This is a genomic window from Rhizobium deserti (genome assembly GCF_004358025.1).
GTDB classification, from domain to species: domain Bacteria; phylum Pseudomonadota; class Alphaproteobacteria; order Rhizobiales; family Rhizobiaceae; genus Neorhizobium; species Neorhizobium deserti.
Genome location: NZ_SMTL01000002.1, coordinates 1,100,784 through 1,113,647 on the forward strand (window position 1 = coordinate 1,100,784; position 12,864 = coordinate 1,113,647).

Genomic DNA, 12,864 nt, shown 5'->3' on the forward strand with positions numbered 1-12,864 from the left:
ATCGAAGGCAGACATGACCATGCGCCCGATTACCGCGATCGGCTTTGACGCCGACGATACGCTCTGGCAGAACGAACAATATTATCGCCTGACGGAAGAGCATTTCCAGAAGCTGCTGGGGGATTTTGCCGAAGGTCCGGATGTGTCGGCCCGCCTGCTGGAGGCGGAAAAGCGCAACCTTTCCTTTTACGGCTTCGGCATCAAGGGCTTTACCCTTTCGATGATCGAGACGGCAATTGAAATCACCGAGGGCAAGGTGCCGACCAAGATAATCGGCGAGATCCTCGACGTGGGGCGGGACCTGTTGCGGCATCCGGTTGAGACCCTGCCGCATGTGGAAGAAACGCTCGAGACTCTCAATGGCCAATATCTCCTGGTGCTTATCACCAAGGGCGATCTGTTCGACCAGGAGCGCAAGCTGGCCCAATCAGGACTTGGCGATTATCTCGACGCCGTCGAAATCGTGAGCGACAAGAGTGCTACCACCTATCGGCGCATATTCTCGAAGCTTGCCGATGGCCCAGAACGGGCAATGATGATCGGCAACTCGTTGAAATCAGATATCGTCCCGGCCATTGCTGCGGGCGCCTACGGCGTTTTCATACCGCATGCGTTGACCTGGGTGCTGGAACATGTGGAGGCCCCGACCGACGCGCCGCGCTTCCGCCAGATCGAGCATCTGGGCCAGCTGTCTTCGGTGCTGGAAGAAATCATGGGCGCTTGAAGTTCAGCCGCAAGTGCTGGACTTCCGCCTGACAGAAGCAGCCGTTGAGATGATCATTGACCATGCCCATGGCCTGCATGAAGGCATAGACCGTAGTGGGGCCGACAAACGTCCAGCCGCGCTTCTTCAGCGCCTTTGAAAGACTGGTGGACACCGATGTCGTCGGGTTGGCGCGCAAGGTTTCCAGGTCCATTAGTTCCGGCCGGTCCTGCGGCCCCGGCTCGAAGCTCCAGAAGAACTTTGCCAGGGAACCGAATTCATTGCGCAGTTCGATGGCACGGGCGGCATTGTTGATGGTCGACGCGATCTTGCCGCGGTGGCGGATGATGCCGGCATCGGCCATCAGCCGCTCAACGTCCTCCGCTCCGAACATCGCCACCTTGTTGAAGTCGAAGCCGGCAAAGGCAGCCCGGAAGTTTTCGCGTTTCCTAAGGATCGTCAGCCAGGAAAGGCCCGATTGAAAGCCTTCAAGGCAGATCTTTTCGAACAGCCGAAAATCGTCGGTCACCGGCCTTCCCCATTCCTCGTCGTGATAGCGGCGATAGTCTTCAAGCCCGCCATGCCAGAAGCAGCGCCCCCTGCCGTCTTCACCAATGATGATCCCCGCTTTTTCCATGCTTCCGCCTGCCCAGCCTGCCCGTTACCCGCATTGCGCGGATGCTTTATCACTGGTCAACCATGTTTTAAAACCTGCCGGTAACCCTGCCAAAAGGTTTATGCCGTTTGCCTCGTCTGCCGCGCCACCCGTTTACCATTCGCTTTCACCTCGCACGCACGATGACGGCGAACGGGCATTGCTTTCAAGCCCGGCTGGTTATTTGTAACGAGTGGAACCGACGATGATGAAGACCCTGCTCCTGGCGTTTGGCCTTGCGGCCGCGATGTCCCATGCCGCAACCGCAAACGACCGTTACCGCGAGCGTCCGCCGGTGGTGGTCAGCCCAGACCTGGCGGCTCCCTGGGTGATGCAGCTTTCGCGTCCGGGTGGCCGGGCGGAAGCCTATCCCCGCCGGTTCGCGCAACCCCGTGTCGTATATCGGCCACGGGTGGTTCAGCGCCGCGGCATATTCGACCGGGACCCGGTACAGGATGTCGCGATGCGGCCGTCACCGGTTCGCAGCCGCATCGAGCCGCAATACCTGCCGCAGATGGTCTCCTACGAAAGTCGGGAAAAGCCGGGCACCATCGTCATCGACACCAACAACCGCTTTCTCTACCTGGTCATGGCCAACGGCCAGGCTCGTCGCTATGGCGTCGGGGTGGGCAAGCCCGGCTTCGAATGGGCCGGCGAACACAAGGTGACCCGCAAGGCGGAATGGCCGGACTGGAACCCGCCTTCCGAAATGATCAGCCGCGAAGCGGCCAAAGGGCATTATCTCCCGGCACGCATGGAGGGGGGGCCTGAAAATCCGCTCGGCGCCCGCGCCATGTATCTCGGCTCCACGCTGTATCGCATCCACGGCACCAACGCCCCGTGGACGATCGGCAGCGCCGTCTCATCCGGCTGCATCCGCATGCGTAACGAAGACGTTGTCGATCTCTATGGCCGCGTCGCTGTCGGCACCAAGGTGATCGTCATGTAATCATGTGGCCGGATAGCCACGATCATGATCAGTTTTAACAATCAGGACCGCAATCGGACAGTATTGCGGCTCTTGATCTTGCTTGAAGGCGGAAGCCCAGACATTTTCGTCTCACTTTGCGAAATTACTCGACAACGGGGGTTTGGATGAATTCGGGCAAGATGCTGGTCGCCACCGCATGCATGATGGCGGCATTGATCACCACGACGGCCGAGGCGCAGACGGCGAGTGCGGCCAAGCCGCAGACGACGGCCAGTGACGCTGTGCCTTCGGTTCGCTCAAAAGCGGTTCCGGAACGGTACAAGCGGCGCGCCGTCCGCTTCACCACCAACGAGGCACCCGGCACCATCATCGTCGATACGAACAACAAATTCCTCTACTATATCGAGGGCGCCGGCAAGGCGACGCGCTACGGCATCGGTGTCGGCCGCGAGGGCTTTGGATGGTCGGGCGTTGTCGCGATCGGCCGCAAGGAAGAGTGGCCCTCCTGGACGCCGCCCGCCGAAATGCGGGTTCGCGAACGCCGTGCCGGTCGGATCCTGCCCGCCGTGCAGGAAGGTGGTCCCAACAATCCGCTCGGCGCCCGCGCCATGTATCTCTACAAGGGCGGCCGCGACACGATCTTCCGCATCCACGGCACCAACCAGCCTTGGACCATCGGGCTCAACATGTCGTCGGGCTGCATCCGCATGATGAATAAGGATGTCGAGCATCTTTACGATCGCGCTGCGGTCGGCGCCAAGGTCGTCGTCATCGGCCCCGGCAACAAGCAGGGCAATGTCGCCTTCGAAGACCGCGGCATGGACGTTTTCCGCACCATTTTCGGCGGTTGATCCTCAGCCTGCAGCAATAGAACTGGACCGAGGCCGCCTCACGAGGCGGCCTTTTGCTTATATTTTTGAGGTCTCGGGCCACCATAGGCCCAGTCGAGCAGTTCCACCGTGTGCAGGATGGGCATTGCTGTGCCGGTCGCAATCTGGGTCATGCAGCCGATATTGCCGGTGGCGATCACATCCGCCTTTGTCGCCTCGATGTTTTTCACCTTGCGGGCCTTGAGCTGCCCCGAGATTTCCGGCTGCAGAATATTATAGGTGCCGGCCGATCCGCAGCAGAGATGCCCTTCCGCCGGATCCCGGACGGTGAAGCCCGCCGTCTTCAGCAGGTTTTTCGGGGCGGCGACGATCTTCTGGCCATGCTGCATTGAGCAGGCCGAATGGTAGGCGACGGTAACGCCCTTCGCATCGAGCCGGGGCAGATCGAGGCCGGCAAGATATTCGGTAATATCCTTGGCGAGCGACGACACTTTCGCGGCCTTGTCCCGATAGGCGGGATCGAGCCGCAGCATGTGGCCATAATCCTTGATGGTCGTGCCGCAGCCGGAGGCGGTGATGATGATCGCGTCCAGCCCGCCGGTTTCTAATTCGCGGATCCAGACATCGACATTCCGCCTGGCGAAATCGAGCGCCTGGTCTTCCTTGCCCATATGGTGGACGATGGCGCCGCAGCAGACTTCTCCTTCCGGCGTGACAACCTCGACGCCGAATCTTGCGAGCAAGCGCAGCGCAGCGTCATTGATGCCTGGATCGAGCACCGGTTGGGCGCAGCCGGACAGGATGGCAACGCGCCCGCGCCTTTCACCCGATGCTTGCGGTATGCCCAGCCCCGCCATTGATGACCTGGCGGGAGAAGACGGGGCGAGATCGAGCATGGCCGCCAGCGGACGCAGGGCCTGGATGCGCTTGAGGAACGGAGACAGGGGCCGCCCGAACCGGGCAAGCGTCAAAGCTGCCCTCATGCGTCCCGGATAGGGCAGGGTTTTTGCCAGCAGGCCGCGGATCAGCCGGTCGGCAAGCGGTCGGCGATAGGTCTTCTCGATATGGATCCGGGCATGATCGACAAGATGCATGTAATCGACACCGGAAGGACAGGTGGTGACGCAGGCAAGGCAGGAAAGACAGCGATCGATATGGGTGACCACTTGCTCATCCGCCGGCCTGCCGTTTTCGAGCATGTCCTTGATGAGGTAGATGCGGCCGCGCGGACTGTCGAGTTCGTTTCCGAGCGTCACATAGGTGGGACAGGTGGCGGTGCAAAAGCCGCAATGGACGCAGCGCCTCAGGATCTTTTCGGATTCCGCTACCTGCGGATCTGCCAGCTGAGCGGCGGTGAAATTGGTCTGCATCCAGGTTATCCCATCTTGCCCGGGCTGAAAATGCCGCCTGGGTCGAGCTTCTGCTTCACCCGCGCCGAAAGTTGCGCCACCGCGTCCGGCTGCGGCTCAAAGGCAGGACATTGCGTCCGCACAGTCGCCGACGCCCTGACCAGCGTCGCATGCCCGCCCCCGAGCGCGCGGATAAAGCGCCGCAGCAGCTCCGCTTCCGGATCGGCCTCCATGCGCATCCAGATCAAGCCACCCTGCCAATCGTAGAAGGCGTCGACGCCGGCCTCAAGCCGGAGCGCCGCCACCAGTTGATGGCCGGCAGACGGCGCCACGGAAACCCGCCAGAGCGGCTTCTGACTGTTATCCGCATAGGGATGAACATCCCGAATTTCCTGCCACAACGTTCGACTTTCATCCGCATCCAGCCGGGCAATCGGCCCGAAGGCCTGCATGACCGCGGCCAGCTTTTCGCTCCGCACGGAAACGGAAGCGGCAAGACCTTCCAGCCGCAGAACCGTCGCCTCTCCATCGGGAAGCGAGCCGGACAGAAACCGATGCCGCACGGTCTGCGGCAGATGTGCGGCTCCGGAAACCTCGACCGGCAGAGCCAGGGCAGCGGCCATGGCCTTGGCGGCGCCGGCATCATCCAGACCGGAGATGACGATGGTTTCTGCTGTCTGCGGCACAGGCAGCACCCGGAAGGTGACTTCGGTCAGGAAGCCGAGCGTGCCATGAGACCCCGCCAGCAGCTTCACGAGGTCGAGGCCGGTGACATTCTTCATCACCCTGCCGCCGGCCCGGATCACTTCGCCTTTTCCGTTGATGAAGCGGATGCCGAGCAGGCTGTCACGGGCGGCTCCGCTCACGAAACGGCGGGGCCCCGAGACATTGGCGGCAAATACGCCGCCTATGGTCGGTTCGCCGCCGGTGCCCATGATGCCGCGATGGTCCATGGGCTCGAAGGCGAGCATCTGCCGGTTGGCGGCGAGTGCCGCCTCGATTTCAGCAAGCGGCGTTCCTGACCGGGCGGTCACGACCATTTCGGCGGGATCGTAATCGACGATGCCGGACAGTGCGCGGGAACTGACTGTTTCAGCGGTTTCCGTGACATTGCCGAAGCCTGCGCGCGTATTGCCGCCGCAAAGCCCGAGCGTCTTGCCGTCGGTTGCGGCGGTGCGGATGACATAGGCTGCATCGGCTTCGGTGTGAGGGGTCAGCAAACAGGCCCCCTTGCCGCATAACCTTCCCGCCGTATCGCACTATCTTTTGAAGGATAAGGCTGCATCGTGTTCACGCTCTCCCATCCAGCGGAAAGACCTTGGACGGGTTCATGATCCAGCCTTCGTCGAAGGCGGCGCGCACCGCCATCTGCTGATGAAGATCCACCTCGGAATACTGGTGGCGCATCAGATCGCGCTTTTCGATGCCGACGCCGTGTTCGCCGGTCAGGCAGCCGCCCGCGTCGACACAGAGCTTGAGGATCTCGTTGCCCGCTGCCTCCGCCTTGGCGGCGTCAGCCGGATCATTAGCATTGAAGAGGATCAAGGGATGCATGTTGCCGTCGCCCGCATGGAAGACATTGGCGACCCGCAAGCCAAAACTTTCGACGATCTCGGCCGTCTTGTTGAGGACGTAGGACAGCTTGCTGAGCGGCACGGTTCCGTCCATGCAGATATAGTCGGCAATGCGGCCGGTTGCGCCGAAGGCCGATTTGCGGCCTTTCCAGATGAGCGCCGCTTCGGTTGCCGACTGGCACTCGCGCACCGTCTTGACCTGGTGGCGGCGTGCGATCTCGACAATGCTTTGCAGCATGGCATCCATTTCGGCTTCGGATCCCTCCACCTCGACGATCAGCAGTGCGGCGACATCAAGGGGGTAGCCGGCATGGGCGAAGGCTTCGCAGATCTCGATTGCCGGCTTGTCCATGAATTCGATCGCCACGGGTATGATGCCGGAGGCGATGATATCGGCGACGCAGGCGCCCGCCGCTTCGGAGGCTTCAAAGCCGAACAGGACTGGCCTTGCCCCCTCCGGCTTGGCAATCAGCCGCACCGTCGCCTCGGTCACGATGCCGAGCTGTCCTTCCGAGCCGCAGATCAGGCCAAGCAGGTCATAGCCTGAAGCATCCAGATGCTTGCCGCCAAGCTCGATCACCGCACCATCGACCAGAACCATCTTCACGCCCAGAAGATTGTTGGTGGTAACGCCGTATTTGAGACAGTGAGCACCGCCGGAATTCATGCCGATATTGCCGCCGATCGTACAGGCCAGCTGCGAGCTCGGGTCCGGAGCATAGAAGAAGCCGTCTGTTCCGACCGCCTCGGATATGCTCAGATTGGTAACGCCCGCCTGCACGGTGGCGGTGCGGTTGGCATAATCCAGCTCGAGGATGCGGGCCATCTTCGACAAGCACAGGACCACCGCATCCTCCTGAGGGATGGCGCCGCCGGAAAGAGATGTTCCTGCCCCGCGCGGCACCACGGGCACACCGTAACGGTGACAGTATTTCAGCACGGCAGCCACCTGCGCAGTCGTTTTGGGCAAGGCGACGGCAAGCGGAAGCCGCCGATAGGAGACGAAGGCGTCGGTCTCGAAGGGCACCAGCTCGCGCGCCTCATGCACCAGACATTCCGGCGGCAAGAGTTCGGCGAGATCCGTCACGATCGCCGCTCGCCGCGACATGACGGAATCCCGCGGCGGCAGAAACTGAATTGCCTCTGACATGTTTCCTCCCCAATCCTCCACCTCACATATCCCATGATCGGCGGGGCTGTTCAACGTTTCTTCCTTGGGCGTCGCATTTAGACCAGCACCACGCACACTGAAGCAGTAACCCAGCAAAAATGAACACCTGTGCAAAGTTAGCGATTGACCTGCAACTATCAGCCTTCAGAATGGTTTGTGATGGTGCGCAGCCGGTTGATTCTCCGCAAAAAAAGACCGTGGTCTCTCGTTAATGCTCGCGCAAGCTCTATATATTAGCAATACACTATCGACGGAGGAACCGCAGAAGTTGGGCCTTATGGATCGAGTCAGCAGCAATCTTCGGCTGATGTTGCAGCGCCCCCCGCGCCAGCAATACGCCGCGCTCTGCTATCGGATGAAGAAGAAGCAGGGACAAGTTGAAGTTCTTGTTGCCACCAGCCGGGATACTGGCCGTTGGGTGATCCCGAAAGGCTGGCCGATGACCGACAAAAAGGCTCATCAGGTCGCGGAGCGGGAAGCCTTCGAGGAAGTCGGCGTCAAGGGCAAGGTCGAAAAGGACGTGCTCGGCTTCTACAATTACCGAAAGACGCTGGACAGCGGCCTGAAGATTCCGGTGCGGGTCCAGGTGCATGCCCTGGAAGTTCATGACTGCGTCAAGAATTTTCCTGAGAAGGGGTCTCGAGTGATCGAGTGGGTTTCCCCCGAAGAAGCTGCCAACCGCGTCAACGAACCGGAGCTCAAAATGCTGATGCTTCAGTTCGCCGAGAGAATGCAGCACGGCCATCGCGCCCTTCCCGCCAAGGCGGCCAGCTGACCTTGCATCCCCACAATATTGCGTTCTGGGCTCGGCGCGCGTAAGCGGAGCCGAGACTTCTACCCATGAGGCGGCAAGCGGTGGTTGCCGATCGTCCGCCTCGGATCCACGCAGGACGAAGACATGCCCCAGAGACGGCCGCGTTTAGCAAAGCCGACGCTAGACAAGGATCTGGAAAAGCTTTCTTCCGTGGAAGAAGCCACGCGTCAAACGTCGCGCAGCCTCGCTGCTCCGGGAACGGCGCTGCTGTTCATCATCCTGGTCGCCATTTTCGCCGCCTCCTATGTCACAGGTCAGCCCGGAGCCGTCGTGGTCATCGCCGCGGCCGCGCTCGCTGCCTATATGGCGATGAATATCGGCGCCAATGACGTAACCAATAATATCGGCGCTGCGGTCGGCGCTCGGGCGATGAGCATGGCCTTCGGTCTCGGCCTGGCGGCCGTCTTCGAAGTGGCCGGGGCCGTCTTGGCCGGGCGTGGCGTCGCCAGCACGATCGCCAACGGTATCGTTCAAAGCGCGGTCATCGACGATCCGAATGTGATGATCTGGGCGATGATGGCTGCACTTTTGTCCGCAGCGCTGCTCATCAACGTGGCGACATGGCTCGGTGCGCCGATTTCCACCACCCATTCGATCGTCGGCAGCGTCACGGGTGCCGGCATTGCCGCAGCCGGCCTGTCTGCTGTCAATTGGTCGATGCTAGCAGGCATAACCGCAAGCTGGGTCGTCTCGCCGATCCTCGGGGCAGTGATTGCGGCCGCCTTCCTTTTCCTCATCAAGGAAACCATCATCTACCGCGAGGACAAGATCGCAGCGGCACGTCGATGGGTGCCGATCCTGATCGGCGCAATGGCTGGAGCCTTTGCCGGCTATCTCGCGCTGCTTGGACTTGGACAGCTTGTGTCCGTCTCGGCACCGGTCGCGACGCTCATCGCTGTCACCTGCGGCTTGATCTCCTGGCGACTGCTGATCCCCCTGATCGCGCACCAAGCCGAGGGTCTGGAGAACCGCAACCAGTCCCTGCGCAAGCTGTTCCGGCTTCCTCTGGTATTTGCCGCCGCACTGCTTTCCTTTGCACATGGCGCCAACGACGTTTCCAACGCGATCGGGCCTTTGGCGGCGATCGTCGCGGCAGCCCAGCGCGGTGCAGGGGCCGGTGCCAATGTGCCGTTGTGGGAACTGGTGGTGGGTGGCGTCGGCATTTCGCTCGGCCTGCTGCTCTATGGGCCGAAACTGGTGACGCTGGTCGGCGCGGAAATCACCAAGCTCAACCCGATGCGCGCCTTTTGCGTCTCCCTGTCGACGGCGATGACCGTTCTCGTGGCGTCCTGGATCGGCATGCCCGTTTCCTCCACCCACATTGCCGTCGGAGCCGTGTTCGGCGTCGGCTTTTTCCGCGAATGGTATACCCGCCATTCCCGCCGCCGCTACGAATATATCCGCGTGCGGGCCGGCAAGGATATCGACGCACCCGAACCTTTCGAACGCAATGACGAGGAAGTGACCCGGCGCTACCTTGTCAGGCGCTCGCATTTCCTGAGCATCATCGCCGCCTGGATGATTACCCTCCCGGCCGCAGCCGCTCTTGCGGCTCTGTTGGCATCGGCTATGTTTGCCTTGTTCCTTTGAGAGAAGCTCCATGCGCGCCAATTTCCGGATGCAGAGGCTGTTCATCGACGCGCCGCTTGGCCCTGATGAACAGGTCTCAGTCTCCGCCGAGCAGTTCAACTATCTCGCCAATGTACTGCGGATGGAGGAAGGCGCCGAAATCCTTGCGTTCAACGGTCGAGATGGCGAATGGAAGACCAGGCTCACCTTTCCGAGCCGCAAGAAAATCCTGCTGGAGCCGGTTGAACAGGTCAGGTCGCAGCCCGGCGCTTGCGACCTGCATTATCTGTTTGCGCCGCTGAAGGTGGGCCGGCTCGATTATCTGGTGCAAAAGGCGGTCGAGATGGGAGCCGGCGTCCTGCAGCCGGTGATGACGCAACACGTCCAGGGCAAGATCACCAGCCTGGAAAGATTACAGGCCAATGCGATCGAGGCGGCCGAACAATGCGGCATCCTTTCAGTACCCCAGGTCTTGCCGCCCAGGAAGCTCGTGGATCTGCTGGAGGCATGGCCCGAAGACCGGCGCATCGTCTTCTGCGACGAGGGAGACCAGGGCCAGAACCCCTTGCCGATCCTTTCCGCCATCAAGGAAACCAAGCTCGCCCTGCTAGTCGGGCCGGAAGGTGGTTTTTCCGAAGACGAAAGAGCCATGCTGCGGGCGCTGCCCTTCGTCACCGCCATTCCGCTTGGACCGCGCATTTTGCGGGCCGACACGGCAGCCGTCGCGGCACTGGCCGTGCTGCAGGCGACGGTTGGGGACTGGCGCTGAACCATGCCCCGGAAAGGCGCTATTTTCTGAAGCGATCTTGAAAGAAATTCACTTGCACCGCAGCTCATTCCGGTCCAAGCAGCCGGACAATCGTCCAGATCAGGCATTCGACCAAGGTAACTTTCATGGCCCGTGATACCACCGACCAGACCCCGCTCTCCTCGGTATCCGAGCTTTCGGACTACCTGGCGCAGGGCTCGCGTCCGAAGGAGCAATTCCGCATCGGCACGGAGCACGAGAAGTTCGCCTTCTTCCGGACCGACCACAGTCCCGTTCCCTATTTCGGCGATGCCAGCATTTCGGCGCTGCTGAAGGGCATGCAGGAAAAGCTCGGCTGGGAACCGATCATGGACCGTGGCAATATCATCGGTCTCGGTGAGCAATCGGGCATGGGCGCCATTTCGATCGAGCCAGGCGGCCAGTTCGAACTGTCCGGTGCGCCGGTGGAAACCCTTCACGAGACCTGTCGGGAATCCAACAGGCACCTCGCCCTGGTGAAGGAGATCGCCGAACCGATGGGGATCCGCTTCCTGGGCCTCGGCGGCAGCCCGGAATGGACGCTTGAGCAGACGCCGCGCATGCCGAAATCCCGCTACGAGATCATGACGCGCTACATGCCGAAGGTCGGCACAAAAGGCCTTGACATGATGTACCGCACCTGCACCATCCAGGTTAATCTCGACTTCTCCTCCGAAGCGGACATGGCGGCGAAGATGCGGGTGTCGATGAAGCTGCAGTCGATCGCGACCGCCCTCTTCGCCTCTTCGCCCTTCACCGAAGGCAAGCCGAACGGCCTTCTTTCCTGGCGCGGGGACATCTGGCGCGACACGGACAACCGCCGATCCGGCGTGCTGCCCTTCGTGTTCGGGAATGATTTCGGCTTTCATTCCTATGTGGAATGGGCGCTCGACGTGCCCATGTATTTCGTGGTGCGAGACGGCAAGTATCACGACTGCACGCATGTCACCTTCCGCCAATTCATGAACGGAGCGCTGAAAGGTGAGCTTGCCGATTGGGAACCCAATCTCGGCGACTGGACCAATCACCTGTCGACGCTCTTTCCCGATGTCCGGCTGAAGCGGTTCCTGGAAATGCGAGGGGCCGACGGCGGGCCGTGGCGGCGCATCTGCGCCCTGCCCGCCTTCTGGGTCGGTCTGCTTTACGACGACACGGCGCTGGCGGATGCCGATGCGCTGACCCGCGACTGGACGGCTGACGACGTCACGGCCATGCGCAACGCCGTGCCCACCAAAGGGCTTGCTGCCGAAATCCGCAGCAGATCGGTGCTGGATGTTGCCCGCGACGCTGTCGCCATCGCAAAGGCCGGCCTGAAGAGCCGCCACCGCCTCAACGGCGACGGCCAGGACGAGAGCATATTCCTGCAGCCGCTCGACGAGGTTCTCGCCAAGAAGGCGACCATGGCGGAAGACATGCTGGCACTGTATCACGGGCGCTGGAACGGCTCGGTTCTCCCCGTCTTCGACGAATATCAATATTAGAAGAGACCAACGCAGCAGCGGAAAAAGGCCGTTTGCGCCGACCGGTTTCCGGATATAGTGACCTCGTCACCAGATCCGGAAGGAGCGTCCATGCTGCCACTCTTCGACATGATGCTGCAGGCGCAGAACGGCGAAGGCATGCAGGCCATGGCAAAGCAGTTCGGTCTGGCGCAGGAGCAGGCGGCGCAGGCTATGGCGGCGCTAATGCCGGCCTTTTCTTCCGGACTGAAGCGGACCAGCGCCAACCCCTACGACCTCAGCGCCCTGATGAACACGATATTCACCGGAAGCTATGCCCAGTATTTCGACGACGTAACGAAATCCTTCATGCCGCAGGGCATGTCCGACGGGAATGCCGTGTTGCAAACACTGTTCGGTTCGCAGGAGATTTTGCGCGCCATTGCCGCACAAGCCGAGCAGTTGACCGGCATCAGCCAGGACATCTTGGCTAAGATGATGCCCGTCCTGGCCGGGACGATGATGGGTGGCCTCTTCAAGCAGATGACGGGCCAGATTCCCGCCTCCAACGAAGCCATGGCAGCGGCGATGGCACGGATGAACCAGCAATGGCTCGAGGGCCTGGGTCTGCAGCCCAAGGCAGCGCAGCAACCGGCAAGCAATCCGCTCGACAATCCCTTCGCCCAGGCAATGCGCTCCATGTGGGGCCTCGACAAGCCGGAACAGCCGCAACCATCGGGCCAGGCGTCCTTCGTCGACAATCCCTTCGGCAAGGCATTCCAAGACTTGATGGGAGGCGGATTTGCCTTAGGGCAGCCGGCGGCGACCTCTGCCGGCACTTCCAAAGACAAGACGGCAGCCGAAACCAATCCCTACCAGGACATGATGAACAGCATGTTCGATACCGGTCTTGAGGTGCAAAAGAGCTATCAGGCGAATATGGAAGCCATTCTCGACCGCTATATGGGAAGCGGCTCAGGGTATAAGCCTGCAGCGGCCGGCGTAAAACCGGAATAAAAAGAGCCCGGCGCGGATCAACCGG

12 protein-coding genes are annotated in these 12,864 nt (G+C 61.3%); 8 read left to right on the plus strand and 4 right to left on the minus strand.

What is annotated here, in order from left to right:
- Positions 1–13: 13 nt before the first annotated feature.
- Positions 14–724: an HAD family hydrolase gene (locus E2F50_RS11845; protein WP_133316305.1), complete on the plus strand. Its 711-nt coding sequence runs from the start codon at positions 14–16 to the stop codon at positions 722–724.
- Here the strand turns inward: E2F50_RS11845 and E2F50_RS11850 are convergent.
- Positions 711–1,340 carry a DNA-3-methyladenine glycosylase I gene (locus E2F50_RS11850; protein ID WP_133316306.1) on the minus strand — a complete coding sequence of 210 codons (630 nt, stop codon included), beginning with the start codon at positions 1,338–1,340 and terminating at the stop codon, positions 711–713. The genes E2F50_RS11845 and E2F50_RS11850 overlap by 14 nt on opposite strands.
- Positions 1,341–1,563: 223 nt before the next feature.
- On the opposite strand from E2F50_RS11850, the gene E2F50_RS11855 reads away from it, so the two are divergent.
- Both E2F50_RS11855 and E2F50_RS11860 read left to right on the plus strand, forming a co-directional pair.
- Positions 1,564–2,307 (plus strand): L,D-transpeptidase, encoded by a 744-nt coding sequence (locus tag E2F50_RS11855; protein WP_133316307.1) that lies wholly within the window; start codon positions 1,564–1,566, stop codon positions 2,305–2,307.
- A gap of 146 nt (positions 2,308–2,453) precedes the next feature.
- Positions 2,454–3,140 (plus strand): L,D-transpeptidase, encoded by a 687-nt coding sequence (locus tag E2F50_RS11860; RefSeq protein WP_133316308.1) that lies wholly within the window; start codon positions 2,454–2,456, stop codon positions 3,138–3,140.
- A 38-nt stretch (positions 3,141–3,178) separates the two neighbouring features.
- Here E2F50_RS11860 and glcF read toward each other — a convergent pair whose 3' ends face one another.
- The 3 genes from glcF to E2F50_RS11875 all read right to left on the minus strand — a co-directional run bounded on the left by glcF (position 3,179) and on the right by E2F50_RS11875 (position 7,192).
- Positions 3,179–4,489, minus strand: coding sequence for a glycolate oxidase subunit GlcF (gene glcF / locus E2F50_RS11865; protein ID WP_133316309.1), 1,311 nt, complete (start codon positions 4,487–4,489; stop codon positions 3,179–3,181).
- A gap of 5 nt (positions 4,490–4,494) precedes the next feature.
- Positions 4,495–5,688, minus strand: a complete 1,194-nt coding sequence (glcE, locus tag E2F50_RS11870) for a glycolate oxidase subunit GlcE (protein WP_133316310.1) — start codon at positions 5,686–5,688, stop codon at positions 4,495–4,497.
- 70 nt (positions 5,689–5,758) lie between these two features.
- Entirely contained in the window at positions 5,759–7,192 is a 1,434-nt protein-coding gene (locus E2F50_RS11875) for an FAD-linked oxidase C-terminal domain-containing protein (protein ID WP_133316311.1), read from the minus strand.
- A 289-nt stretch (positions 7,193–7,481) separates the two neighbouring features.
- Between E2F50_RS11875 and E2F50_RS11880 the strand changes: the two genes are divergently transcribed.
- From E2F50_RS11880 to E2F50_RS11900, 5 genes are all read left to right on the plus strand, one after another.
- Positions 7,482–7,988: an NUDIX hydrolase gene (locus E2F50_RS11880; RefSeq protein ID WP_133316312.1), complete on the plus strand. Its 507-nt coding sequence runs from the start codon at positions 7,482–7,484 to the stop codon at positions 7,986–7,988.
- A gap of 123 nt (positions 7,989–8,111) precedes the next feature.
- Positions 8,112–9,617 carry an inorganic phosphate transporter gene (locus tag E2F50_RS11885; RefSeq protein WP_133316313.1) on the plus strand — a complete coding sequence of 502 codons (1,506 nt, stop codon included), beginning with the start codon at positions 8,112–8,114 and terminating at the stop codon, positions 9,615–9,617.
- 10 nt (positions 9,618–9,627) lie between these two features.
- A complete protein-coding gene (locus E2F50_RS11890; RefSeq protein ID WP_133316314.1) occupies positions 9,628–10,365 on the plus strand; it encodes a 16S rRNA (uracil(1498)-N(3))-methyltransferase in 738 nt (245 codons plus the stop codon).
- A 125-nt stretch (positions 10,366–10,490) separates the two neighbouring features.
- Positions 10,491–11,864 (plus strand): glutamate--cysteine ligase, encoded by a 1,374-nt coding sequence (locus tag E2F50_RS11895; RefSeq protein ID WP_133316315.1) that lies wholly within the window; start codon positions 10,491–10,493, stop codon positions 11,862–11,864.
- 90 nt (positions 11,865–11,954) lie between these two features.
- Positions 11,955–12,839, plus strand: a complete 885-nt coding sequence (locus E2F50_RS11900) for a DUF937 domain-containing protein (protein ID WP_133316316.1) — start codon at positions 11,955–11,957, stop codon at positions 12,837–12,839.
- The last annotated feature ends 25 nt before the right edge of the window (positions 12,840–12,864 follow it).

Excerpts from the sequence above, each read along its gene's own strand:
- E2F50_RS11845 (WP_133316305.1), top strand. The coding sequence starts at position 14 with ATGACCATGCGCCCGATTACCGCGATCGGCTTTGACGCCGACGATACG.
- E2F50_RS11850 (WP_133316306.1), bottom strand. The coding sequence starts at position 1,340 with ATGGAAAAAGCGGGGATCATCATTGGTGAAGACGGCAGGGGGCGCTGC.
- E2F50_RS11855 (WP_133316307.1), top strand. The coding sequence starts at position 1,564 with ATGATGAAGACCCTGCTCCTGGCGTTTGGCCTTGCGGCCGCGATGTCC.
- E2F50_RS11860 (WP_133316308.1), top strand. The coding sequence starts at position 2,454 with ATGAATTCGGGCAAGATGCTGGTCGCCACCGCATGCATGATGGCGGCA.
- glcF (WP_133316309.1), bottom strand. The coding sequence starts at position 4,489 with ATGCAGACCAATTTCACCGCCGCTCAGCTGGCAGATCCGCAGGTAGCG.
- E2F50_RS11875 (WP_133316311.1), bottom strand. The coding sequence starts at position 7,192 with ATGTCAGAGGCAATTCAGTTTCTGCCGCCGCGGGATTCCGTCATGTCG.
- E2F50_RS11885 (WP_133316313.1), top strand. The coding sequence starts at position 8,112 with ATGCCCCAGAGACGGCCGCGTTTAGCAAAGCCGACGCTAGACAAGGAT.
- E2F50_RS11890 (WP_133316314.1), top strand. The coding sequence starts at position 9,628 with ATGCGCGCCAATTTCCGGATGCAGAGGCTGTTCATCGACGCGCCGCTT.
- E2F50_RS11895 (WP_133316315.1), top strand. The coding sequence starts at position 10,491 with ATGGCCCGTGATACCACCGACCAGACCCCGCTCTCCTCGGTATCCGAG.
- E2F50_RS11900 (WP_133316316.1), top strand. The coding sequence starts at position 11,955 with ATGCTGCCACTCTTCGACATGATGCTGCAGGCGCAGAACGGCGAAGGC.